At 71.8% G+C, this 19,998-nt stretch carries 19 protein-coding genes; 8 read left to right on the plus strand and 11 right to left on the minus strand.

All coding sequences use genetic code 11. The features are described from left to right. Position 1: 1 nt before the first annotated feature. Complete coding sequence (locus KVT45_RS36255) at positions 2-1,477, minus strand: NAD-dependent succinate-semialdehyde dehydrogenase (RefSeq protein WP_217553418.1); 1,476 nt, start codon at positions 1,475-1,477, stop codon at positions 2-4. A gap of 157 nt (positions 1,478-1,634) precedes the next feature. Continuing rightward, positions 1,635-2,423, minus strand: a complete 789-nt coding sequence (locus KVT45_RS36260; RefSeq protein ID WP_308310967.1) for an IclR family transcriptional regulator — start codon at positions 2,421-2,423, stop codon at positions 1,635-1,637. Between the two features lie 228 nt (positions 2,424-2,651). On the opposite strand from KVT45_RS36260, the gene fae reads away from it, so the two are divergent. From fae to KVT45_RS36285, 5 genes are read left to right on the plus strand one after another with little or no spacing between them, the layout of a single operon-like run. Continuing rightward, positions 2,652-3,215: a formaldehyde-activating enzyme gene (fae, locus tag KVT45_RS36265; RefSeq protein WP_217553419.1), complete on the plus strand. Its 564-nt coding sequence runs from the start codon at positions 2,652-2,654 to the stop codon at positions 3,213-3,215. Beyond that, entirely contained in the window at positions 3,212-4,324 is a 1,113-nt protein-coding gene (locus KVT45_RS36270; RefSeq protein ID WP_217553420.1) for a mandelate racemase/muconate lactonizing enzyme family protein, read from the plus strand. Before fae ends, KVT45_RS36270 begins: the two co-directional genes overlap by 4 nt. Further along, positions 4,321-5,841: an aldehyde dehydrogenase gene (locus KVT45_RS36275; protein WP_217553421.1), complete on the plus strand. Its 1,521-nt coding sequence runs from the start codon at positions 4,321-4,323 to the stop codon at positions 5,839-5,841. Before KVT45_RS36270 ends, KVT45_RS36275 begins: the two co-directional genes overlap by 4 nt. Positions 5,842-5,884: 43 nt before the next feature. Then, positions 5,885-6,814, plus strand: a complete 930-nt coding sequence (locus KVT45_RS36280) for an NAD(P)-dependent oxidoreductase (protein ID WP_217553422.1) — start codon at positions 5,885-5,887, stop codon at positions 6,812-6,814. Between the two features lie 47 nt (positions 6,815-6,861). Next, the gene (locus KVT45_RS36285; RefSeq protein WP_217553423.1) at positions 6,862-8,022 is read left to right on the plus strand and encodes an iron-containing alcohol dehydrogenase family protein; all 1,161 of its coding nucleotides are present in this window, start codon (positions 6,862-6,864) and stop codon (positions 8,020-8,022) included. A gap of 67 nt (positions 8,023-8,089) precedes the next feature. On the opposite strand, the gene KVT45_RS36290 is transcribed toward KVT45_RS36285, so the two are convergent. The 3 genes from KVT45_RS36290 to KVT45_RS36300 all read right to left on the minus strand — a co-directional run bounded on the left by KVT45_RS36290 (position 8,090) and on the right by KVT45_RS36300 (position 10,258). Beyond that, positions 8,090-8,482 (minus strand): hypothetical protein, encoded by a 393-nt coding sequence (locus KVT45_RS36290; protein ID WP_308310968.1) that lies wholly within the window; start codon positions 8,480-8,482, stop codon positions 8,090-8,092. Positions 8,483-8,636: 154 nt separating this feature from the next. After that, on the minus strand, positions 8,637-9,434 hold the full coding sequence (locus tag KVT45_RS36295; protein ID WP_217553424.1) for a hypothetical protein: 798 nt from the start codon (positions 9,432-9,434) through the stop codon (positions 8,637-8,639). Between the two features lie 230 nt (positions 9,435-9,664). Then, a complete protein-coding gene (locus tag KVT45_RS36300) occupies positions 9,665-10,258 on the minus strand; it encodes an RNA polymerase sigma factor (protein ID WP_217553425.1) in 594 nt (197 codons plus the stop codon). 207 nt (positions 10,259-10,465) lie between these two features. Here KVT45_RS36300 and KVT45_RS36305 point away from each other — a divergent pair, with 207 nt between their 5' ends. Continuing rightward, complete coding sequence (locus KVT45_RS36305) at positions 10,466-10,639, plus strand: hypothetical protein (RefSeq protein ID WP_217553426.1); 174 nt, start codon at positions 10,466-10,468, stop codon at positions 10,637-10,639. Positions 10,640-10,958: 319 nt separating this feature from the next. Here KVT45_RS36305 and KVT45_RS36310 read toward each other — a convergent pair whose 3' ends face one another. Continuing rightward, on the minus strand, positions 10,959-11,393 hold the full coding sequence (locus KVT45_RS36310) for an NUDIX domain-containing protein (protein WP_217553427.1): 435 nt from the start codon (positions 11,391-11,393) through the stop codon (positions 10,959-10,961). Between the two features lie 107 nt (positions 11,394-11,500). Between KVT45_RS36310 and KVT45_RS36315 the strand changes: the two genes are divergently transcribed. Together KVT45_RS36315 and KVT45_RS36320 are read left to right on the plus strand one after the other, a co-directional pair. Next, the gene (locus tag KVT45_RS36315; RefSeq protein ID WP_254647847.1) at positions 11,501-12,616 is read left to right on the plus strand and encodes a WD40 repeat domain-containing protein; all 1,116 of its coding nucleotides are present in this window, start codon (positions 11,501-11,503) and stop codon (positions 12,614-12,616) included. Positions 12,617-12,980: 364 nt separating this feature from the next. Further along, the gene (locus KVT45_RS36320) at positions 12,981-13,379 is read left to right on the plus strand and encodes a hypothetical protein (RefSeq protein ID WP_217553429.1); all 399 of its coding nucleotides are present in this window, start codon (positions 12,981-12,983) and stop codon (positions 13,377-13,379) included. 302 nt (positions 13,380-13,681) lie between these two features. Here the strand turns inward: KVT45_RS36320 and KVT45_RS36325 are convergent, their stop codons facing one another. The 5 genes from KVT45_RS36325 to KVT45_RS36345 are packed head-to-tail and all read right to left on the minus strand — an operon-like array spanning position 13,682 to position 19,998. Beyond that, positions 13,682-14,359, minus strand: a complete 678-nt coding sequence (locus KVT45_RS36325; RefSeq protein WP_217553430.1) for a TetR/AcrR family transcriptional regulator — start codon at positions 14,357-14,359, stop codon at positions 13,682-13,684. Beyond that, positions 14,326-16,359, minus strand: coding sequence for a CocE/NonD family hydrolase (locus tag KVT45_RS36330; RefSeq protein ID WP_217553431.1), 2,034 nt, complete (start codon positions 16,357-16,359; stop codon positions 14,326-14,328). Before KVT45_RS36330 ends, KVT45_RS36325 begins: the two co-directional genes overlap by 34 nt. Beyond that, the gene (locus KVT45_RS36335) at positions 16,356-18,146 is read right to left on the minus strand and encodes an ABC transporter ATP-binding protein (protein ID WP_217553432.1); all 1,791 of its coding nucleotides are present in this window, start codon (positions 18,144-18,146) and stop codon (positions 16,356-16,358) included. Before KVT45_RS36335 ends, KVT45_RS36330 begins: the two co-directional genes overlap by 4 nt. Beyond that, positions 18,146-19,045 carry an ABC transporter permease gene (locus KVT45_RS36340; protein WP_089105963.1) on the minus strand — a complete coding sequence of 300 codons (900 nt, stop codon included), beginning with the start codon at positions 19,043-19,045 and terminating at the stop codon, positions 18,146-18,148. Before KVT45_RS36340 ends, KVT45_RS36335 begins: the two co-directional genes overlap by 1 nt. Continuing rightward, complete coding sequence (locus tag KVT45_RS36345; RefSeq protein WP_217553433.1) at positions 19,042-19,998, minus strand: ABC transporter permease; 957 nt, start codon at positions 19,996-19,998, stop codon at positions 19,042-19,044. Before KVT45_RS36345 ends, KVT45_RS36340 begins: the two co-directional genes overlap by 4 nt.

Genomic DNA, 19,998 nt, shown 5'->3' on the forward strand with positions numbered 1-19,998 from the left:
TTCAGAGGGGCCAGTCGAGGGCGATGTACTGCGTCTCCAGGAAGGCCTCGATGCCCTCGCGGCCGCCCTCCCGGCCGAGGCCGGACTGCTTGACGCCGCCGAAGGGCGCCGCAGGGTCGGAGAGCAGGCCGCGGTTGACGCCGACCATGCCGGCCTCCAGGCGTTCGGCGAGGCGCAGGGCGCGGCCGACGTCACGGGAGTAGACGTACGACGCCAGGCCGTGGACGGTGGCGTTGGCGCGGGCCAGCATCTCGTCCTCGTCGGTGAAGGTGGTGAGCGGCGCGACGGGGCCGAAGACCTCCTCGTGCAGGATGCGGGCGTCGTCGGGGACGTCGACGAGGACGGTCGCGGGGTGGAAGTGGCCGGGTCCGTCGGGCACTTCGCCCTGTGCCGCGATGCGCGCGCCGCGCGCCAGGGCGTCGGCGACCAGGTCGCGGATCTTGTCCACGGCCGGCTGGTTGATCATCGGGCCGAGGGTGACGCCCTCCGCCAGACCGGATCCGGCGCGCACGGCGACCATGGCGGCACCGAACTTCTCGGTGAACTCCGCTGCGACGTCGGCGTGGACGTAGAAGCGGTTGGCGGCGATGCAGACCTCGCCGCCGCCGCGCATCTTGGCGTCCATCGCGCCCCGTACGGCGGCGTCGATGTCGGCGTCGGCGCAGACCACGAAGGGGGCGTTGCCGCCCAGTTCCATGGTCACGTTGACGACGTTGGCGGCGGCCTGCTCCAGGAGGAGTCTGCCAGTGGCGGTGGAGCCGGTGAAGGAGAACTTGCGGACCCGTTCGTCGCCGAGCCAGGCGGAGCCGACCTCGGCGGCGCGGTCGGTGGGCAGCACGTTCAACAGGCCTTCGGGCAGGCCGGCTTCGGTGAGCAGCGCGGCCACCGCCAGGGCGGTGAGCGGGGTCTCCGGGGCGGGCTTGAGCAGCACCGGGCAGCCGGCCGCGAGCGCCGGGGCGATCTTGCGGGTGGCCATGGCGGCCGGGAAGTTCCAGGGGGTCACGAACGCGGTGACGCCGACGGGGTGTCTGCGCACGACGTGCCGGTAGCCGCCGGCCGGGGCATCGCCGAAGGAGGAGTCGATCCGGACCGCCTCCTCGGCGAACCAGCGGAAGAACTCGGCGGCGTACCCGACCTCGGCCGCCGCGTCCCGGTAGGCCTTGCCGTTCTCCAGCACGATGAGCCGGGCGAGGGCGTCGGTGTGCTCGCGCATCAGCTCGAACGTGTCGTGCAGGATCTCCGAACGGCGCCGGGGCGGTGTCGCACGCCAGCCGGCCGCGGCCGACTCCGCGGCCTCGATCGCCGCGCGGGCGTCCTCCTCGCCCGCCGCGGAGACATCGCGGATCAGGTCGCCGGTGGCCGGGTCGTACACGGGGTAGGTGCGTCCGTCGGCGGCCTGGAGCCAGCGGCCGCCGAGGAACACATCGCCCTCCGCGTACGGCGCCTTGGCCAGGAGGTCGATGCCGGCGAGGTTCATGAGCTGCTCTTTTCTCCGTTCCGGACGAGGCTCGTCCGATGGGCGGTGAATTTACGAGCGCGTCATGGGGCCGACAAGGCAACCTCTGCGGATCGCAACGGGGGTTGCTGTGAGGGCAACTCGCCGATCATGCGGAGAGTCCGCGGGAGCACCGCCGTCAGGTGAGCCGGGTCCGCGCCAGCGGGGCGCGCCGGGGCTCCCAGCCCAGCAGCGCGGACACCCGGGTCGCGGCCCTTGCCGTGGTGCGCCCCGCCTCGTCGAGCCGGTCGCCGAACCGGGACTTGGGGGCGGAGATGTTGATGGCGGCGACGACCCGGCCCCGGAAGTCCCGGATGGGCGCCGACACCCCGACCAGCCCCTCCTCGAACTCCTCGCTGACCCGCGCGTAGCCCTGCCGCCGGGCGTCCTGGATGAGCGCCCACAGATCCTGTACCGGCATCTCGCCGCTGGTGCCGAAGCGGACGTACAGCTCGTCCGGGGTCGCGTCGGCGAGCAGCACGCGCCCCGCCGACAGCCGCCAGGCGGGCACCCCGCGCCCTTCCCAGCCGTGCACGCGGAAGGAGTGCCCCGAGACGGACAGCAGGGTGAGGACGTCACGGTCGCTGAGGACGCACAGGTGGCTGGTCTCCTCCAGGTCGGCCGACAGCGCGTGCATGACCGGCTCGGCCACCCGCACCAGCCGGCTCTCGGAGGTGCGGGCGACCAGGGAGAAGAGCCGCCAGCCGATGCGGTACTCCAGGGAGTCGGGGTCGCGCTCGACGATGCCTTCGGCGGCCAGCGCCTTCAGGGCCCGGGAGATCTGGGTCTTCTCCCGGCCCACCAGCTGGGCGAGGCGTACGACGCCGAGGCCGCCGGCGTTCTGGGCCTCGTCGGAGGCGAGCGCTTCGAGGAGGTCGATGTCGCGGCGCAGGCCGTGGCCGCGGGAAGCCGCGGTGGAGTCGGTCACGGAGTCATCGTAGGCACGGATACCGACAGCGGAACCCCAGGTCAGAGGGGAAGTTGTCAGCAGAGCAACCGGCATTTCGATTCCCGCCGGCGCCTTGCGAGGGGGTGGCCGCCGACCTAGATTCGCCGCATCGGGCCGAATGAACTGCGCCGAATACGAGGTTCGTCCTTGTACGGGGTTCGTCCTTCTGCGCCCGGTGAATCACGCTTCCCAGGCCCAGGAGATCCGATGCCCACGCCGGTTTCCCCCACCCGCCCGCCCGGTTTCGCGGCGACCGCGCTGATCGGCGAGTCGTTCGCCGGCGACGGCGTCGACGCCGCGCACACGAACATCGTGATCGGACGCAAGGGCGGTCCCGTCGAGACGGCGTGGGCCACGGCGCTGGCCACCCCGAGCGCCGGGCACGTCCCGTTCCTCACGGTCGTCCGGCCGTCGGTGCCGGTGAAGCCGCTGACCCTGTTCGTGACCAAGGCCGCCGCCGCGGGCGAGCTGCACGAGCGGGCGACCTGGGGTTCCGCCCAGGCCGGCCTCGCGCAGGGGGTCGCGGACGCGGTCGAGGAGGGGCTGATCCCGGCGGCGGAGGCGGACGATCTGCTGATCATCGCCGCGGTGTGGGTCAACCCGGCCGTCGGCGACCTGGACATCTCCTTCCGCAACCAGCGCGCCGCCGCGTACGGCGCGGTCCGGGCCGCCGTGACCGGCACGCCGACCGTGTCCGACGTGCTGGCGGCCGCCAAGGAGGGCCCGGCCAACCCGTTCTACACGCCGACCGCCGAGGTGCTCGCCCGATGAAGATCACCGACATCGTCCTGGACCGGCTGCGGCTGGAGCTGGACCCGCCGTTCCGCGCCGCCTGGGACCCGGAGCCGCGCCGCGCCTTCGACGCGACGATCGTGCGCGTCCACACCGACGAGGGGATCACCGGCATCGGTTCCGGCGATCTCATGGACGGCTTCGAGACGTACAAGCACCTGTTCGTCGGCGAGGACCCGCTCGACATCACCCGGCATGTGCGGGCGATCGAGACCGCCAACTTCCACGGCGCCCACTACTGGCCGCTGGAGGCCGCGCTGTGGGACGTCATCGGCAAGGTGCACGGCCGCCCGGTGTCGGAGCTCTTCGGCAACGCGGCGGAGAAGCTGCCCGCCTACGCTTCCTCCGGCGAGCTGAAATCCCCCGAGGAGCGCGTCGAGACCGCTCTGAAGGTGCGCGAGGCCGGTTTCCGCGCCATGAAGATCCGCATCGACCGCAACCGCATCGACGAGGGCATCGCGGCGGTCCGTGCCGTCCGCGAGGAACTCGGACCCGGCTTCGAGATCATGGTCGACCTCAACCAGTCCTGGCGGATGGCCGGCGACACCGCGAACGCCTCCGACCTCGCCAGGACCCGCAAGACCGTCGCCCGGCTCGCCGAACTCGACGTGTTCTGGGTGGAGGAGCCGCTGCCGTACGCGGACCTCAACGGCTTCAGGCAACTGCGCGCCGAGAACCCGGGGGTGCGGATCGCCGCCGGCGAGATGCACCACTCCCCCACCGAGCTGTTGCGTTACCTCGAAGCGGACGCCCTCGACATCTACCAGATGGACGTGGTGCTGGCGATCGGCATGCACCGCGCCCGCACCCTGGCCGAACTGGCCCAGCTGAAGCACCGTCAGTTCACCCCGCACAGCTGGACCAACGGCATCGGCGTGCTCGCCAACCTCCACGTGGCGGCGGGCGTCGGCGGCGGCCCGTTCTTCGAGTTCCCGTACGACCCGCCCGGCTGGACCCCCGAGCGCCGCGACTTCATGCTCGCCGAGCCGGTGCGGGTGAACGCCGACGGCGACCTGGAGGTCCCGGACCTGCCCGGTCTCGGCGTCGAGCTGGACGAGGACGCGATCGACCGCTGGAGGATCAAGTGACGTACACCATCGGCGAGTTGCTGGCCCGCTCGTACGACGACTGGCTGGCCGCGGCGGACAAGCTCGTCTTCGAGACACGCCTGTTCATCGACGGCGGCTGCACCGACGCCACCTCCGGCGACTCCTTCACCAGTGTCTCGCCGCGCGACGGCGCGGTGCTGGCCCAGGTGCAGGCGGCGGGGGCCGAGGACGTCGACCGGGCGGTACGGTCCGCCCGGACCGCCTTCGAGGACGGCCGCTGGCGTGGCCTCGCGCCGAAGGAACGCAAGCGGATCCTGCTGCGCTGGGCCGGGCTGATCCTCGCGAACGCCGAGGAACTGGCCCTCCTCGACACCCTGGAGATGGGCAAGCCCATCACCGAGTCGGTGCGCATCGACGTGGCCAAGGCGGCGGAGACCATCGCCTGGTACGCCGAGACGATCGACAAGACGTACGACGAGGTGGCCCCGACCCCCGGCGACGCGCTGGCACTGATCACCCGCGAGCCGCTGGGCGTGGTCGGCGCGGTCGTGCCGTGGAACTACGCGCTGCTGATCGCCAGTTGGAAGCTGGCCCCGGCGCTCGCCACCGGCAACAGCGTGGTCCTCAAGCCCGCCGAGCAGACCTCGCTCGCCGCGCTCCGGCTGGCGGCGCTGGCCACCGAGGCGGGGCTGCCCGACGGCGTGCTCAACGTGGTCCCCGGTCGCGGCGAGGTCGCCGGTCAGGCCCTCGGCCGCCACCCGGACGTCGACAAGATCGCCTTCACCGGCTCGGCCGAGGTCGCCCGCCTCTTCCAGGTGTACGCGGGCGAGTCCAACGGCAAGCAGGTCGCCGTGGAGGCCGGCGGCAAGTCGCCCCAACTGGTCCTGGCCGACGCCGACATCGAGGCCGCCGCGTCCGCCGTGGCGTGGGGGATCTTCTACAACGCGGGGCAGACCTGCAACGCCGGTTCCCGGGTCGTCGTGCACGCCTCGGTCAAGGACCGGCTCCTGGAGGCCGTACGGCGGATCACCGTCGAGACATTCCGCGTCGGCGACCCGCTCGACCCGGCCACCGTCATGGGACCCGTCGTGGACGAGGCCCAACTCGCCAAGGTCCTCGGCTACATCGAGCGCGGCAGGTCGGACGGGGCGCGGGTGCTGCTGGGCGGCGGGCGCACCCTCGCCGGCACCGGCGGGAGCTTCGTCGAGCCGACCGTGCTCGACGGCGTGGCGAACACCTCCGTCGTGGGCCAGGAGGAGATCTTCGGCCCGGTGCTCGCCGTCGTGTCGTACGACGGTGACGTCGACGAGGGCGTACGGCTGGCGAACGAGAGCGACTTCGGGCTGGTCGCCGCCGTCTGGACCCGGGACGTGACGGTCGCCCACCGCACCGCGAAGCGGCTGCGGGCCGGCACGGTCTGGGTCAACACCTTCGACGCGAGTGACGTCATCACCCCGTTCGGCGGCTTCAAGGCCACCGGCGCGGGACGCGACAAGTCCCTGCACGCGCTGGACGCGTACACGGCCCTCAAGACCACCTGGATCAACCTGGCCTGAACGGCCCCTCCCCGTACTTCACCATCACCTAGCGAGGACAACGATGAGGATCGGTTTCATCGGCCTGGGCAACATGGGACGCCACATGGCCCGCCACCTGATCCAGGCGGGACACCCGGTCACCGTGCACGACAGTCGGCCCGGGGCCGCCGCCGAACACCTGGCGCTCGGCGCCCGCTGGGCCGACACCCCGGCCCAGTGCGTGGCCGGCGCCGAACTGCTGATCACCATGCTGCCCAACCCGCGTGTCGTGGAGGAGGTGCTGCTGCGCGGCGGGGCCGCCGAGGCGCTGCCCGAGGGCGCCCTGTGGATCGACATGTCGACCTCCACCCCGGCCGTCGCGGACCGGATCGCCGCCGACGTCCTGGACCGGCGCGGGGTACGCCGTCTGGACGCCCCCGTCAGCGGGATGGCGCGCGGCGCCGAGGCCGGGCGGCTGCAGATATTCGTGGGCGGGGAGGCGGACGACTTCCGGAGGTGCCTGCCGGTCTTCGAGGCCATGGGCGACCCCGACAAGGTGCTGCACGTGGGCCCGCTGGGGGCCGGCTACACGGTCAAGCTGATGATCAACCTGCTGTGGTTCACCCACCTCGTCGCCACCTCCGAGGTGCTGGCCATGGGCACCAAGGCGGGCGTCGACCTGGGCGTGCTGCGCAGTTCGCTGCTGGCCAGCCCGGCCGCCTCGCACTTCCTGGCGCAGGACCTGCTGTCCGTGCTGGTCGACGGCGACTACGACGACTCGTTCGCCATGGTCCTCGCCTGCAAGGACCTCGGCCTCGCCGTGGACCTCGGCCGCGACCTGGGCGTCGCCACGGAGCTGTCCGCGCTCGTGGAGCAGATCTACCGCCGCTCCAAGGCACAACACGGCGACCTGGCCGGGGAGATGAGCCCGGTCCGGCTCTACGAGGCCCTGGCCGGCCGGGAGTTCCGGCTCCCCCGTCCGGAGGAGGCCCTGCTGAGCACCCCCGCCTGAGCAGCCCCCCTTCTCCCCTTCCCCCGCGTCCCCAGGAGCTGTACGCCATGGGCGAGTCCCTCACCAGCCAGCTGACCGTCGACCCCACCTGCCGTATCGAGTTCGGCCCCGGCCGCCTCTCGCATCTCCCGGACCTGGTCTCCTCCCTCGGCATGAGCCGCGCGTTCGTGGTCACCGACCGCGGGCTGCGGGCCGCCGGGATCGCCGGCCAGGTGCTCAAGGTGCTGGACGCGGCGGGCGTCGAGCACGGGGTGTACGACGGGGTCGGCGCCAACCCCTCCACCGGCAACGTCGACGAAGGCGCCGCCCGGGCGCGGGAGTTCGGCCCGGCGGTGGTCGTCGCCCTCGGCGGGGGCTCGGTCCTCGACGCGGCCAAGGGCATCTCGCTCCTGGTCGGCAACGCGGACGCGGCGGCGGCCGACGCGGACGCGCTGTGGGAGGCGCTGGACGGGCTGCCGCTGATCGCGATCCCGACCACCTCGGGCACGGGTGCGGAGACCAACGGCTTCGGCGTCATCGAGGACACCGCCGCGCGCCGCAAGGTGTACCTCGGCCATCCCTCGGTGAAGCCGCGGATCGCGCTGCTCGACCCGGAGCTGACGCTCGGCCTGCCCGCCCGGATCACGGCGGCCACCGGCATCGACGCCCTCGTGCACGGCATCGAGTCGCTGGCCTCGCGGGGCGCGAACCCGGTCTCGGCGGCGTACGCGACGCAGGCGGTGGCGATGGTCGGCCGATGGCTGCCCGTCGCCCACGCCGACGGCGCGGACCTGGAAGCCCGGGCGGGGCTGATGCTCGGCGCCCACCTGGCGGGCCAGGCCCTGACCATCTCCGGGCTCGGTCTCGTCCACGGCATCGGGCACGCCCTGACCGCCCACACCGGCACCCCGCACGGGGTCGCGCTCGCCGCCGTCCTGGAGGAGGTCCTGGAGTTCAGCGCTCCGGCCGCCCAGGAGGCGTACGAGCAGGCCGGCCGCGCGCTCCGCCTCGCCCCGCCCGCCGACGGCGACTGGGCCCGCGCCATGATCGACGCCGTCCGCGAGATCTCCGGCGCGCTCGGCATCAAGCAGCCCCTGCGCGACCTGGGCGCCCGCCCGGACCTGCTGCGCCCCGTCGCCGCGGGCGCCCTCGCGGACGCGGTCACCCGCAACACGCCCCGGCAGCCCACCGAGGAGCAGATCCTCGGGATCCTGGAAGCGGTGTACTAGGAGCAGGAGCCATCACCGCTCGTCCCGAGAAGGACGTGCGCTGGTCCGCCCGGTGATCCGATGGGAACTACGGTCTGGCGATCTCCTGCCGGAGCTGGTGGGTGAAACGACGCAGGAGGTCCAACGTCTCCCGGAACTCGGCCCGGCGGTCGTCCCTGCCGTCGGTGGGCCGGGTGCGCCAGACCCGACGCGCGAGAGCATCGGCGAGATCGACGGTGTCGCCGGCGCAGAGCAGGTAGAGGGCCGAGCGTGCCTCCTGCATCCGGTCCGCCAACTCGTTGGCTCCGGGACCGTCGTCACTCAGCTGGGTCTCCTTCAGGTGGTCCAGCCGCTGAACCACGGCCGTGTTGAAGCCGATCCCGGCCTTGAGCTTCTGGTCGACGTTCCCGTTGGCGACCCCGTGAACAAGCCGGAGGAATACCGCGTCCCGCCGGACCGCCCCGGTCCGGAGCCTCCGCACGATCCGGTCGAGTCCGTGCGGTCGTTCAACCGCTTCCTTCCCCGCGCCGGCTCGGGCAGCTGCGGCCGGACGGACTCCCGCTCGGCGTCGGACAGTTCGTGGCGACGTACCACCTGACCGTGATCTCTCACTCGGGGTCATTTGAAGACGCCGCCTAGCAATCCGCCTCGGCGCAAAGGCCGTACCCCGCGTTCGCCACGACCATGGTGTAAAGCCCTCCCTTCTCCTTGGCTGCGGGGATGGTCACCGGATCGGCCTGCCAGCGCCCGTCGACCCACTCCAGCGGGAAAGCGTGGCGTTCCGTGTCGCCCAGCCGGAGCAGTATTTCGACGGAGGTGCGGTCGCGGTTCATCTTTCCGACCGACGTGGTGACAAGGAGGACCATGTCGCGGGCACCCTCGTGAGTTCGAAAACTCCGGCGCATGGTCGTCGCGCAGTCCTTCGAAGCCGGGTCGGCGAGCACACACCACACTCTGCTGGCGCCCTGGAATTCGGCGTTCTGGATCTGCAAGGCGGTCGCATAGGCACCTGCCGGACCTGGGCGTTGGGTCGCCGAGAAGTCCAGGTCAGGACTTGAAATCGGCATCCGCTCGTAGGGGCGGGGCGAAAAGCCCGGCGAATCACGCGGCGCCGAGGCCTGCTGGTGTGCGGTATATCCCTCGTGGGTCACCCAGAGAATACTGAGGAGACTGGCCGCGATCGCCATCATGGAGATCAGATGACGGCGCGGCCCGTACCGACTTTCCGCCGGCGTCTCCGTCTCCTCGGCCGGGCCGGGGGAATCCTGGTCGATGACGCCCACGTTCGACCGGGCCTCAGGGGCGGGAGGCGACCCCGCCGACATCTTCTGCCCGTCGGTCGCCGAACTCCGCCGGGTGGCCACCGTCTGAACGGCCGGCTCGTCCTGAGCCGCCGTCGCGGGATCCTTCAGCGTGGTCATCAGTTCGGCCATGAGGTTCACTTCGGCGCGCTTGCGCTCCAGCTCCGCCGGCCCCCAAGTCCCGGCCCCGGACCCGAGCGCCTCGGAGAGCCGCTGATCCCGCCTGCGCCGGGACTCCGCCCTGTCGGCCGCATACCTCTTCTCGGCCGCCCGCACCGCCCGCCCCAGCCGGGAGAAACGCCACCCCCACCGCGTCGTGGAGCCGAGGACGGCGGGCGGCTGCGTCGCGTTCCGGGCCGCCATCATCGGACCCCCTTCGTGACCTTCTGCGTCAGGGTTCGCAGCAGCTCGCTGTCGCAGGCCTGGTCGAACTCCTTGCGAGCCCGGCGCAGCCGCTGGCGGACGGTGCCCGGTTTCTGTCCGAGCAACTCGGCGATCTGCTTCGGGGTGTGTCCCGCGTAGGTCATGATCAGCACCTCCTTGTGCTCGGGGGTCAGTTCGTGAATGACCGCCAGGATGCGAACGAGCAGGTCGTTACTGGCCGTCGACTCCTCCGGCGTGGGGGCCGGATCGGGAAAGTCCACGGAATACACCTGGCCGTTCCGCGACGTCTGCTGGAGCGGAACCATGTGCGGGCGGTTCACGCGCTTGTGCGAGATCAGGGCATTGAGCAGTGCGCGCCGGGCATAGCCGCTCGCCATCGCCGGTTCGATGTCGTCCCAGTCGTTCTTTATCCTGGCGAGGATCACGTTCATCTCACTCTCGCCATCGAATCCACCGCTGCCGTACGACAGATGGCGCGCGTATCGGTACAACGACTCGGCGTGTGCGGTGAAGAAATCGTCCCATGTCTCAAATAGCTTACCTCGCACTCTTTTACGGGGAACTGGAGTCATGGGCGCGCTGCTCCTCGCTTTACAGTGACCCGACCGACTCCACCCATGACGCGCCCGTGCCGGGCAGCGTTACCGGCTTTCTCCGCCATCACCCGTTCGGGCGAAGACCGGCGGGAGGGCGGCGCCGGTAACGCGAAGTGAGACCGCCACGTCTATGGCGACGGGGACGATCCCCGACCGTGAAGACGTGAAGGAAGTGCGGCACTCATGAAGAGGCAAATCCAACGTGCGACGCCGTCCTGGCGCCGGGAGTGGGGCATCGCGATGCTCTGCGCGTTTCCGACCGCCGTGGCGGTCGAGCCGCTCTGGCACCTGCTGACCTACGCCCTGCACACGTACGGGCTGGTGTGGCCATGGGAGTTCTATCTGCCACTGCACTGATGCGCGACAGCCGGTAGGGGCTGTCCCGCCACCGTTGCTCGCACCATGGCTGATGTGACGCAGCCGTGGGCATGCGGAGCCCCCGTCCCGTACGTGGGCTCCCGTTTCCCGGGGCCCACAAGGTTGTTCGGCACTTCGGCCTGGGCGGCCGGCTCATCGAGCTTTTTCAGAGTGGCCACTGATCCGGTGCCGCTGGTGGCGTGCGCAACGCACGAGGCTCCCGTGCCGTTGGGCGATGAGGAGCCACCCTCGTCTCGTCCCGGCCCACAACCGGGCCTCGCGCTGCCCTGCCCCGCCAGAACCCCCGTGACCCGGTCTCTCAGGCGCCCCACATCTTGGCGTGCTCGCACAGGTAGTCGACGAGTTCGGGCGGTTGGAGTTCGAGCGCCGCCACGGCGGACGCGTCCAGCGCCACCCGGACCGGCGAGAAGTCGCCGGTGTCGGCATCGTCCGGCTCGGGACCACCACGACGGTTCAGGTCCATGTCCAGTACGTCGGCGCGGAAGTAGTGCCGCACGACGGTGACCTTCTCGCCCGGCTCGGTCAGGGTCAGAAATTCGGTGGCAGCGCCGATCGTGGCGCCGAGCTCTTCCATGACTTCGCGGCGCAGGGCCGCTTCAAGGTCGACGTCGTAGGGTTCGACGCCTCCACCGACCGTCGTGTTGTAGGGCAGGCAGCCCGGCCATCTTCGGCGCAGGAACACCAGTTGACCGTCGTCCAGCAGGACCGCGCGAACATTGTGACGGACCCTCACACACCCGACGATAGTGCGCCCGGCCCGGCGAGAGGACCCGAACCGGGCAGGCTGAGCAAGTCAGCCCTCCGCCTTCCCTGGGATTCCGGATCGCGCGAGACTGCACTATGGCATTCCTGGGACGGCCGTCGCCGCCTCCGTCGCGGGGGCCGGCCGCTGCCCTCAGCGGGCACGGCAGAGCGGTGAACGCGGTGGCGTTCAGCCCGGACGGACGGCTGCTTGCGTCCGGAAGCAGCGACAGGACCGTGGTCCTCTGGGATGTCACGGATGTCTCCCATCCGATCCGGGCCGCCGAACTGACCAGCCATCGCAGAGCGGTGAACGCGGTGGCGTTCAGCCCGGACGGACGGCTGCTTGCGTCCGGAAGCAGCGACTGGAGCGTGCTCCTCTGGGACGTCACGGACCAGGCGAACCCAACCCGATCGGTGGCCCTCGTCCATGAACGCCCCGGCTGGTTGTTCCGCGATGGCTGGCGGCAAGGTGGCGTCCACGCGGTGAGTTTCAGTCCGGACGGACGGTTCATCGCCTGCGCCGGCGACCGCGCCGTGACCGTCTGGGACATCTCCGACCCGGCACGGCCGAGCCGAGGCGCCCCTGTCACCCACCATCGGCATGTCTGGCGGTCAGGTCCCGTCAGGACGGTGATGTTCAGTCCGGACGGACGGTTACTGGCCACGGGTTCCGACGGCGACAAGAACACCGGAGTCCTGTGGGATGTCAGCGAGCCGACGCATCCGGTCCGCATCGCCGTCGTCCGACCGCAGGCACGCGACTGGCCCAAGGCGTTGACCTCGGGCGGGGCGCCTGCCGTTCATTCGGTGGGGTTCAGCCAGGACGGGCGGCTGCTGGCCACCGCCAGCGGGGATTTGGGCGTTGTCTCCGGCACCTACGGGTCGTGGCGGCAAGGAGCCGTCATGGTGTGGGATGTCACCGACCCGGCACATCCTGTGAGGACGGACGCGGGCACCCTTCCCCTGGCCAGTCTTGGGGACACGGGGCAGATGTACGCGGTGGCGTTCAGCCCGGACGGCCGGTCGCTGGCCTCCGGATGCGAGAACGCGATCGTGACCCTGTGGGATGTCACCGACCCCACGCATCTGACCGCGACCGTCCATCTCACCGGCCACCGCAAGGCCGTGCGGGGTCTGGCCTTCAGCCCGGACGGACGGCTGCTCGCCGGCTGCGGCGTCGACACGACGGTGAGGTTGTGGGAAACGTACTGACGGAATGCGTCGTTTCCCGTGCTGCTGAACACCCCGTGCACGCCGCTCCCATCGCCCTGCTCGTCAGCACGGCTGCCACCGGTTTCGGCCGCCGGATCGGGGCGGAACCGGCAAGCACGTCGGGACCGGGCGGTTCATCGACGGGTCCCGGTGGGACCGAGAGCTTCGTCGGGGCGGCCCGCAGCGACGGCCACCGTCGGGGCCGTACACCTTCGGCATCGACTGCGTCCTCGCCTCTGCGGCCATCGGACGCACCCTCATGTGTCACCGACGGCCGGCCTGGTGAGATGACTTGTCGGCCAGACGCCCACGCCTGGTCGTAGGAAAGGATCGGTGGCGGCCGGTACCCACGTAGGGTGCTCGGGTGTTCAATCGGCTTGAGGTCAGTGTGTTGCCGGCGGGCCCCCGTTGGGCTGCCCAGCTACAGTTCCGGATCGACGGCGCGGAAGTGCTGGCAGAGGCGGTCGGAGAGGCAGGTCGCGGTCCGTTCGCGAAGGAGGCGCTGCCCGCCGACGGTCACGGTCCCCTCTGGGCGACGGGCGAGGGGCGACGTGTGGTGCTGGGCGAGCCTGAGTGCACGGGCGGCTGCTGTGGCTACCTGTCCGTGTTCGTGCAGCGTCACGGCGGGGTTGTGGAGTGGTCCGACTGGCGGGTGCCCAGGGACGAGGTGCGGCCCCCAGCGTTCTGTTTCGACGCCGATCAGTACGACACCGAACTGACCCGAGCCCTGACAGACCGGCGGTGGAAGGTCCGACAGGAGTGATGGACACGAGCCCGCACCTCTGGAGGCCGGCGAAGACTGCCGTGCCGGAAACACCCCATGCGAAAGGGGCCCCCGCAGGCTCTCGCCCGCGAAGACCTCTTCGCCGCGTCAGGACGACAGGATCTGAACCTGCGACCCCTTGACCCCCAGTCATGGAGCCACTGAGCGGCGTGCGACGGGTCGTTCCTCGAGGTCGGTGTCCAGCGCACTCGGCCGAGCAAAGCAGTCTGCGTGCTACGGCCTCCGCCGGGCAGCCTCGTGGCCTCACCCCCCGTCACGGACGACGGATCACGGATGCTTCGTCAGGTTCCGGGCCGTCGGCGGAGTTCCGTCTCGACGAAGTGGTTCAGGTGGCGGCGGGCGTCCTGAGTGGTGAGCGGCGGGGCCTGGCGCAGCCGCTGCAGGGCCAGGCCGTCGGCGAGTGCGGCGAAGCGGACCGTGAAGCCGTCCAGGTCCTCGCAGCTGAACTCGCCGTCGGCGACGCCTCGTTCGGCCAGCGTGCGGATCTGCTGGTGCCAGCTCTCGTAGCGCCGGTCCTGACCGCGGGCGAACGCCTGGTCGGGGTGGTGCTCACCCGCGTTCCAGTACTCGAACCACATCCGCCAGTGCCGGTCGGTGTCCTCGGTGAACAGCGCGTCGACGAGCAGCCGCAGCGCCTCGGCACCGCTGGTCGCCCGGTCCGCGGCCTCGCTGAGGGCCGCGTAGTACCGCTCGATCTGCAGCACCATCGCCTCGGAGAGGATCTCCTGGACGCTGCCGAAGTGGTAGGTGACCGTGCCGACGGACACCCCGGCCGCGGCCGCGACGTCCCGCACACCGACCGAGGCGTAGCCTCGCTCGGCGATCAGCGGTACCGCGGCCTCGACGATGAGGCGGCGGCGCACCTCGGTGGGCTGCCGGGTGCGGTCGGCGGCGGCGACGGCACGGCGCGGGCTCCGCTCGGCCTTCATCCCGACGTCCTCGGGGTGGTGCGGTGCCATGCGCGTTTGGCCACTGTCTCTCCGTTCGCCCGTGCTTCGAGGTGACTGTCCATCACGAACTCCGCGTCCGTGGCCCGCAGTTCGGTCCGCGCGACGATCTCCGCGTCCCATGGCCGGCCCTCTTCCTGCTCGCCGGCTTCGCCGCGGGTCAGCCGGATCGTCCACGCGGAGACGGCCGAGGCGGACAGCGGGTCGTCGCTGCGGACACGGTACGTCTCCCGGGCGTTCTCCTCGTAGCGCAACCCGTCCGGGTAGGTGCGGGATCCGCCGTAGCGGGGGTCGACCTCCAGGGTCCACTCCCCCGCCGCGACGTCGTGGGTGACGAGCCGCTCGGGACGCGGCTCGGCCGGGACGTCGTACGTCACCGGGAGCGGTGGCGCCTGTTCGGGTTCCTCGAAGCGAACCGGCGGCTCCTCCCCGGCCGCCCGCACGGGCAGCAGGAGGGTGCTGTCGGCGGGCAGCAGGGTCAGTTCCCCGCGTTCGCCGTGCGGCCACACCCACGGCCAGTAGGCGTCGGAGACGGCGAGGCGGATGCGGTGGCCGGGCGGGAAGGCGTACCCGATGGCGCTCAGCTCGAACTCGACGTCCTCGTACGTTCCCGGGCTCCACTCGACGGCCTGGTCCCGTCCGTGCCGGGCGAGCAGGTTGAGCACGCCCCGGGTGACGAGGGTGGACGAGCCGTCGGGGGCCACGTCGCACAGGCGGGCGATGACGTGGGCGCGCGGGGTGGCGCTGTCCAGGCGGAGCCGGACCCGTGGGCGGCCGAGGATCTCGACGCGCTCGGTCAGCGGCGCCGAGTCGAGGCACACCGACCGGCCGTCCTCCTCCCGCTGGTCGGGCGGCAGGTCACTCGCGTTGCCGAAGGGGAAGAAGCGGCCGGCGTCGATGCCGGTGTGGAGCGGGGAGCGGACCAGGACGGGCGGCGTGCCGTCCGTGCCCAGCGGGCGCTCCTGCCAGCTGACCCGCGGCGAGGGCCAGGCCGGGTCGCCGACCCAGCGGCCCGGCATGACGTCGTACGACGTGGCGGGCGGGACCGGGTCGTTGATCCAGGCGCGCAGCAGCGGTTCCCGCATCACCCCGGTGTCGGCGCCCTTGAGGTGCTGGTCCCACCAGCGCAGGGTCTCCTGGAGGAAGCCGATGGCGGGACCGGGGGGCAGCCCGCGGTCGGGGTACTGGTGGGACCACGGGCCGATCAGCCCCCGTACGCGGTCCTGCGGCAGGTGTTCGACCAGCCGCAGTACCGCGTCGCGGTACGGGTCGTGCCAGCCGCCGACCGCGAGCACCGCCGCGTCGATCGCGCCGTAGTCCTCGCACACGCTGCCGTGCCGCCAGTAGTCGTCCCGCTGCTGGTGGGCCAGCCAGGTGTGCAGGAACGGTTCGAGGGCGTCGAGGCGTTCGCGCCACATCGGCAGCCAGCGGTCGGCGCCGACGTTCGCCGGGTCCGGCGGGCGGGCGGCGAAGGCGAGCATGGTGCCGGCCCAGGCGAGCATGTCGATGCCGAGGACCGCGCCGCCGGTGTAGTGCACGTCGTTGTCGTAGCGGTCGTCGGTGGAACAGACCGTCACGATCGCCTTGAGGGGTTCGGGGGCGAGGGCGGCGATCTGCAGGGAGTTGAAGCCGCCCCAGGAGATCCCGAACATGCCGACCTTGCCCGTGCACCAGGGCTGCGCGGCCAGCCAGTTGACGACGTCCACGCCGTCCGCGAGTTCGGTCGCGTCGTACTCGTCGCCGGGGACGCCCTCGCTGTCGCCGTGGCCGCGGATGTCGACGCGGACGGAGGCGTAGCCGTGGCCCGCGTACCAGGGGTGGCGCTGGGCGTCGCGGGGTGCGGTCCAGTCGCTCTTGCGGTACGGGAGGTATTCGAGCAGCGCCGGCACCGGGTCGTGCTCGGCGTCGGCCGGGCGCCAGACGCGTGCGTGCAGCCGGGTCCGGCCGCCCTGGACGGGAATCCAGACGTCCTCGCACACGACCTGGCGTTCGAACCGCTCGCGGTACTTCACGAGACTCCTTCACTGACGGAGGTGACATCGGTGACGGCGGTGTCGGCGGGACGCCAGCGGCGTACGCGGTGACCGCCGCCTAGGTCGGTCCACAGGTCGTCCGGCTGCGCCGCGTCGACCCAGTCGGCCACCGCCTCCACCAACGGGCGGGCATCGGGGTCGGGTTCGAGGGCCGCCGCCATCAGCTCACGGGTGTAGGGGTGTCCGGGGTCGGCGAAGACGGCCTCGGTCGGGCCCTCCTCCACCACCACGCCGTGGCGCAGCACGAGCACACGGTCGGCGATGCCCCGTACGACGGCCAGGTCGTGGCTGATGAACAGGCAGGCCAACTGCCGTTCCCTGCGCAGGTCGTCGAGGAGTCGGAGCACCTCGGCCTGCACCGAGACGTCCAGGGCGGTGGTGATCTCGTCGGCGATCAGCACGTCCGGTTCGCCGGCCAGCGCCCGTGCGATGCCGATGCGCTGGCGCTGGCCGCCGGAGAGCTGTGCGGGCAGCCGGTCGGCGAGCGCCGGGTCGAGCCGTACGTCCCGTACGAGGTCGAGGGCGCGGGCGTGGGCGGACCGGCGGTCGGGGGCGGTGCCGAAGAAGCGCAGGGGGCGGCGGATCGCGTCGCCGACCGTGCGGCGCGGGTTGAGCGAGGTGTCGGCGTTCTGGAACACCAGTTGCACCAGGCGCCGCAGCGCCGCGGGTCGGCGGCGGGCGGGCCGGGCCAGATCGCCGGCGCCGTGGGTCATCGTGCCGCCCGAGGGGGCGCGCAGTCCGGCGAGGGACCAGGCGAGGGTGGACTTTCCGCTGCCCGACTCGCCCACCAGGGCGACGATCTCGCCGCGGCGGACGTCGAAGGTGACGCCGTGCACGGCGCGGGCCGATCCGTAGTCGACGGTGACGTCCTGCGCGGAGACGGCCACGGGAGCGTCCGCGTCCACCACGGCCCTGGCCCGCACCTCCCGCTCGCCGCTGTCCCCCACGAGCGCGAGCCCGTCGTCCGTCAGCCGCGGCACGCTCGCCAGCAGCCGCTTGGTGTACGGCTGTTCGGCCCCGGCGAAGAGCGTCCGGGTGGGCGCCGACTCCACGACCCGGCCCGAGCGCAGCACGCTCACCTCGTCGGCCATCCGGGCGACGACCCCGAGGTCGTGGCTCACCAGCACGGCGGCCAGGCCGAGTTCGTCGCGCAGGGCGGCGACGAGGTCGAGGATGCCGCGCTGGGTGACGACGTCGAGGCCGGTCGTGGGCTCGTCGAGAACGAGGACCCTGGGGCGGGCGGCGAGGGCCATGGCGATGGCGACGCGCTGCTGCTGTCCGCCGGAGAGTTCGTGCGGGTAGCGACGCGCGAGGTCGGCGGGGCGCGGCAGCCGGACCTGCTCCAGCAGGTCGAGCACCAGGACGTCACTGCCGGCCTCGGCGATCTGCCGTCCGACGCGCATGGACGGGGTGAGCGCGTGGCCGGCGTTCTGGGCGACCATGGCCACGGTCCCGCCGCGCAGCCGCCGCAACTCCGGTGCCGACAGGGCGAAGACGTCGTGACCCGCCACCCGTACGACCCCGCCGTCCAGGCGCGAGCCGTGCCGGAGGTGACCGAGCAGGGTGGCGGCGACGGTCGACTTGCCGCTGCCGGACTCGCCGACGAGGGCGAGCGTGCGTCCCTCGGCGAGTTCGAAGGACACGTCGTGCACGACCGGCAGGTCGCGCCCGCCCGAACGGTAGGAGACGGAAAGGGAGTCGACGGAGACGACGGGGGTCGTCGAGGGCTCACCCCGAGTCGGGGGAATCGGCTGGGTCGAGGTCATCAGGAGCCCTCCCTGATCCGGTCCACGCCCCAGGCCTTGGACAGGCCGTCGGCCGCGAGGTTGAGCCCGACCACGAGCGTGGCCAGGGCGATGATCGGCGCGAGGCTCGCCATCGGGACGACGGTGATGGCGGTGCGGTTCTCGGCGACCATGAGCCCCCAGTCGGGGGTCGGCGGGTCGGCGCCGAAGCCGAGGAAGGACAGCGAGGAGATCAGCAGCACGACCCAGGAGGCCCGCATGGCGAACTCCACGCCGACCACGTCGGCGATGTTAGGGAGAACCTCCCGCCGCAGGATCGACCAGGTGCCCTCGCCGCGGGCGCGGGCCGCGGTGACGTAGTCGGCGGGCACGACGGCGAGCGCCGCGCCGCGCACCACCCGGACGACCTGGGGCACGAACACGACGGCGACGGCGCAGACGATGACCGCGGAACCGGTGCCCAGCGCGGTCACGACGACGAGCAGCGCGAGGATGGACGGCACCGCGAGCACCGCGTCGAGCACCCGGCCCAGGACGTCGTCGAACCAGCCGCCGCGCAGTGCCGCTGCGCAGCCGATGACCGTGCCGAGGGCGACCGCCAGGACGGTGGCGACGACGGACACGCCGAGCGCGTACCGGCCGCCGTACAGCACCCGGGTCAGGACGTCCCGGCCGTACTGGTCGGTGCCCGCCCAGTGCTCCCAGCTCGGTCCGAGGAGTACGTGCGAGGGGTCGTTGGCGATCGGGTCGTACGAGGTGAGCAGCGGGGCGAGCAGGGCGAGCAGCACGTGGACGCCGACGACGGCGAGGCCGACGAGCGCGGTGCGCGAGGAGCGCAGAGTGCGCCAGGCGCGGGCGGTGCGGGCCCGGACGTCCGCGGCCGCGGGTGCGGCGGGCGGGGCGGTGTCGAGGGTGGTCATCGGGTCCTCCCGCGCGTACGGAGCTTGGGGTTGAGGGCCATGGCGCCGAGGTCGGCGGCGAGGTTGCAGACGACGTAGACGACGGCGCTGATCAGTGCGACGGCCTGGACCACGGGCAGGTCGCGGTTCTGCACGGAGGTGAGCATCAGCTTGCCGATGCCCGGGTAGTTGAAGACGTTCTCGACGACGGCGACGCCGCCGACGAGCCAGGCCACGTTCAGTGCGATCACGTGCAGGGTGGGCAGCAGGGCGCTGGGCAGTGCGTGCCGGGTGACGACGCGCCAGGTGGACAGGCCCTTGAGCCGGGCGGTGGTGACGTACTCGCTCGCCATCACGTCGATGACGGAGGTGCGGGCCATGCGGACGATGTAGGCGGCCATGACGATGGCGAGGGCGAGTGCGGGGAGCCAGACGGCGGGCAGCAGTTGGCCCACGCTCGCGTCGGGGCCGTAGAGGACGACGGCGGGGAACCACGGCAGCGCGACCGAGAAGCACAGCACCAGCACGGTGGCGACCACGAACTCGGGGACGCTCATGCCGACGAGGCTGACGGTGGAGATCAGGTGGTCGGCCCAGCGGTCGCGGTACAGGCCGGCGAGGATGCCCAGCACCAGCGAGCCGGTCACCGCGAACAGGATGGTGACGAGGGCGATGAGCGCGGAGTTGGCGAGGTACTGCGCCACCTCGCCGCCCACGGGCTTGGCGGAGACCAGCGAGGTGCCGAAGTCCCCGTGCAGGGCGCCCTTGATCCAGTCGAAGTAGCGTTCCCAGGCGGGCTGGTCGAGTCCCAGCTGCTTGCGGAGCGCGGCGACGGCGTCGGGCGTGGCGTCCTTGCCGAGGATCTGGGTGGCCACGTCGCCGGGCAGGGCCTGGAGGGCCAGGAAGACGAGCACGGACGAGAGAAACAGGGTGCCGATGGCCGCCGCGACGCGGCGGGCGACGAACGCGAGCAT

The organism is Streptomyces sp. GbtcB6 (assembly GCF_019091475.1).
Lineage (GTDB): Bacteria > Actinomycetota > Actinomycetes > Streptomycetales > Streptomycetaceae > Streptomyces > Streptomyces hyaluromycini.

Coding starts and splice junctions, on each gene's coding strand:
- KVT45_RS36255 (WP_217553418.1), bottom strand. CDS start 1,477: ATGAACCTCGCCGGCATCGACCTCCTGGCCAAGGCGCCGTACGCGGAG.
- fae (WP_217553419.1), top strand. CDS start 2,652: ATGCCCACGCCGGTTTCCCCCACCCGCCCGCCCGGTTTCGCGGCGACC.
- KVT45_RS36270 (WP_217553420.1), top strand. CDS start 3,212: ATGAAGATCACCGACATCGTCCTGGACCGGCTGCGGCTGGAGCTGGAC.
- KVT45_RS36280 (WP_217553422.1), top strand. CDS start 5,885: ATGAGGATCGGTTTCATCGGCCTGGGCAACATGGGACGCCACATGGCC.
- KVT45_RS36285 (WP_217553423.1), top strand. CDS start 6,862: ATGGGCGAGTCCCTCACCAGCCAGCTGACCGTCGACCCCACCTGCCGT.
- KVT45_RS36295 (WP_217553424.1), bottom strand. CDS start 9,434: ATGGCCGAACTGATGACCACGCTGAAGGATCCCGCGACGGCGGCTCAG.
- KVT45_RS36300 (WP_217553425.1), bottom strand. CDS start 10,258: ATGACTCCAGTTCCCCGTAAAAGAGTGCGAGGTAAGCTATTTGAGACA.
- KVT45_RS36305 (WP_217553426.1), top strand. CDS start 10,466: ATGAAGAGGCAAATCCAACGTGCGACGCCGTCCTGGCGCCGGGAGTGG.
- KVT45_RS36315 (WP_254647847.1), top strand. CDS start 11,501: ATGGCATTCCTGGGACGGCCGTCGCCGCCTCCGTCGCGGGGGCCGGCC.
- KVT45_RS36325 (WP_217553430.1), bottom strand. CDS start 14,359: ATGGCACCGCACCACCCCGAGGACGTCGGGATGAAGGCCGAGCGGAGC.
- KVT45_RS36335 (WP_217553432.1), bottom strand. CDS start 18,146: ATGACCTCGACCCAGCCGATTCCCCCGACTCGGGGTGAGCCCTCGACG.
- KVT45_RS36340 (WP_089105963.1), bottom strand. CDS start 19,045: ATGACCACCCTCGACACCGCCCCGCCCGCCGCACCCGCGGCCGCGGAC.
- KVT45_RS36345 (WP_217553433.1), bottom strand. CDS start 19,998: ATGCTCGCGTTCGTCGCCCGCCGCGTCGCGGCGGCCATCGGCACCCTG.